The following is a 2,831-nucleotide window of genomic DNA, read 5'->3' on the forward strand; positions in this document are numbered from 1 at the left end:
CCGCGCGCCCCGCGACCTCCCACACCCTGCCCCTCCCCGCCGCTCTCCCGATCTATCGGGATCGCCGGCGGGCCCGTGCCGAGCCCGTCCGCGCTGATCGTGCTGCTGGGCGCGGCCGCGCTGGGCCGGACCGTCTTCGGGGTGCTGCTGGTGCTCGCCTACGGCCTAGGCATGGCCGCCACCCTCACCGCCGCCGGCCTGCTGCTGATCAAGGTGCGCGACCGGCTCGAGGGCCGGTTCCCGAGGTTCGACCGGCTCCGCGCGGCCCTGCCGAGGATCACCGCGGCCCTGATCGTGCTGGTCGGCGCGGGCCTGGCCGGCCGCGCCCTGCTCACGCTGATCTGAGCCGTCCAGGATTGTCGTAGGTGCGGCGTAGTCTGTTTGCCGTGTCCTTCCCCGGTCCCCTGCTGCTCGTGCTGGACGGGAACAGTCTGGTGCATCGGGCCTACCACGCCGGGATCGGCGATCGGCTCTACGACGACCGTGAGCGGCCGGTCTGGGCGCTGCGCGGCCTGGTCGGCTATGTCGCTCGCGCCGCCGCCCACCTGCGGCCCGACGCGGTGCTGGTCGGGTTCGACTGTCCCGAGTCGTCGGCCCGCAAGCTGGAGTGGGAGGGCTACAAGGCGCATCGCCCGGAGAAGCCCGCCGACCTCACCGAGCAGCTCGCCGGGGCGCCCGCACTGCTGCGGGCCGCCGGGCTGTGCACGGTCGTCGTGCCGTCCTGGGAGGCCGACGACGTGCTGGCCAGCTCCGCGGCGGCCGCCCGGCGCGCGGGCTGGCGCTCGGTGCTGATGACCAGCGACCGTGACGCCTTCGCGCTGATCGACGAGACCACCCAGGTGCTGCGGGTCCGTAATGGAGGCTTCGACGAGGCGGTGCTGGTGGACGCCGACGGCCTGCACGGCGTGTGCGGGGTGGAGGCGGGGCAATACCGTGACTTCGCCGCCCTGCGCGGCGACCCGTCGGACAATCTGCAGGGCGTCCGGGGCTTCGGGGCGGCGACCGCGGCGCGGCTGCTGGCCGCCTTCGGGTCGCTGGACGCGGCGTGGGCCGCCCTCGACAGAGGTGATCGGCGCACGGTCGGCGACGTGGTGGGTGAGCCGGCCGCCGACCGGCTCGCCGCCCCGGGCGTGCGCGAGATCGTGGAGCGCAACCGCAACCTGATGCGCATGCGCGCCGACCTGCCGCTGCCCGAGCTCGACGACGCCCGCCTGCCGCTCAACTACCTGACGATGCGCAAGGCGCTTCGCGAGCGGGGCATCAACCTGGGCCCGTCGCTGTGGGCGCTGGTCGGCAATGTGCCTCCGCCGCGCGACGAGGATCAGACCCCTGAGCTGCGCCCCTGGGTCTTCCGCCGGAGCCTCTCCAGCCGCCGCGACCCCACCCCGGGCCAGCTTTCCCTCTTCTGATTCCCGGGTCCTTCCACGGGCTCGCGGGCACGCTACAATCCCGCGCCTGGGGAACGCGAGGTCTCCCCACATTCGTCATGGAGAATCGGGGTCCACCGTGGGATCGTCCGGCGCCGCGCCCCGCCTCGCCCTGGTTGTCGCCAACGGCCCCGGCAGCGATTCCCGTGCTCAGAAGGTCGCTGTGGCCGCCGTGCGTGACGGCTGGCAGGTCACCCTGATCCGGCCCGCCCGCAGGAACGAGGAAGCGGGCGAGGCGACCGAGGGTCCGCTCACGATCGTCCGCGTGGCCTGCAAGGACGCCTTCCGGCGGCACGTCAAGTGGCAACCGCCGAGGCGCCCGCGTGCCCTCCTCACCCAATTCGGCCTGCGGACCCGAGCCGACCTGGAGGCGCACCGGGCGGCCCATCTGAGCTGGCTGAGCGACGAGGAGCTGCGGCTCGCCTACGGCGACGGCGCTCCGCGGTCGCTGTTCGTCCGCGCCCGCAACGCCCTGCGGCGCAAGGTGTTCGACGTCCGTTACCGCACCTGGCGGTGGGAGGGCGTGCGGTCGCCGCGCAAGCCGCCCGCGGCCGACGACTGGCGGCAGAGCCGGCCCAACCAGGTCGACGCCGACCTGGTCCTCCTGCCCGTTCTTGTCAAGCTGGCGCCCGATGTGATCCACGCCGGTGACATCGCGGCGCTGTCAGCGACCGCCCGGGCCGCGGCGCGGTTGCGGGTCCGCGGGCACAAGGTCGGCTGGGTGTACGACGCGCGCGAGTACGACCGGGACGGCGCGGCCGATCTGGCCGCCATCGAGCGCGAGTTCATCCCGGCCGCGGACCGGGTGGTCGCCGCAACGCCGCCGGCCGCCGAGGCGGTCCGCGCCGCGCATCGGCTGCCGCGGACGCCGGTGGTGGTGCGGGACGTGCCGGTCCGGTCCACGATCGACACCGAGAGCGACCCGCCGTCGCTGCGGACCGCCGCCCGCCTGGGCGAGGACACCCCGCTACTGGTGTACGCCGGCGCCGGCTCCGAGCGCGACCTGGCCACGGTCGTCGACGCGCTGGTCGAGCTGCCCGAGTGGCACTTCGCGATCGTGGCGGGTGAGCCGCTGCACAACGACTTCCGGCTGCTGCTGAAGGCCGCCGCCAAGGAGGGCGCCCTCAGCCGGGTGCACATCGTGCCCCCGGTGCCGCCGTCGTTCACCCCGGCGTACCTGTCGACCGCCGACCTCGGCCTGATCGGCTCACCGCGGATGGTCGACCACGAGCTGTCGTCGCCGGCCAACCTGGGCGAATATCTGCACGCCGGTGTACCCGTGATCGGCAGCTCCGCCCTCGCCGATCTCATCGACGCGACCGGCGTGGGCCGCGTCTTCACGTCCGGGGACGCCTCCAGCGTCGTCGAGGCGCTGCGCAAGGGCCTGGCCGCGCGGGAGGAGAT

Annotated in this window: 1 protein-coding gene and 2 pseudogenes; all 3 read left to right on the forward strand. The window is 74.1% G+C overall.

Annotated features, from left to right (window positions below; genetic code table 11):
• Positions 1 to 345, forward strand: a pseudogene (locus AB0M20_RS36030) (hypothetical protein); the annotation flags it as partial.
• A gap of 41 nt (positions 346 to 386) precedes the next feature.
• Positions 387 to 1,409 carry a 5'-3' exonuclease H3TH domain-containing protein gene (locus AB0M20_RS36035; protein WP_364305082.1) on the forward strand — a complete coding sequence of 341 codons (1,023 nt, stop codon included), beginning with the start codon at positions 387 to 389 and terminating at the stop codon, positions 1,407 to 1,409.
• Positions 1,410 to 1,590: 181 nt separating this feature from the next.
• A pseudogene (locus AB0M20_RS36040) lies at positions 1,591 to 2,831 on the forward strand (hypothetical protein); the annotation flags it as partial.

It is taken from the genome of Actinoplanes sp. NPDC051633 (assembly GCF_040681735.1).
Classification (GTDB): domain Bacteria; phylum Actinomycetota; class Actinomycetes; order Mycobacteriales; family Micromonosporaceae; genus Actinoplanes.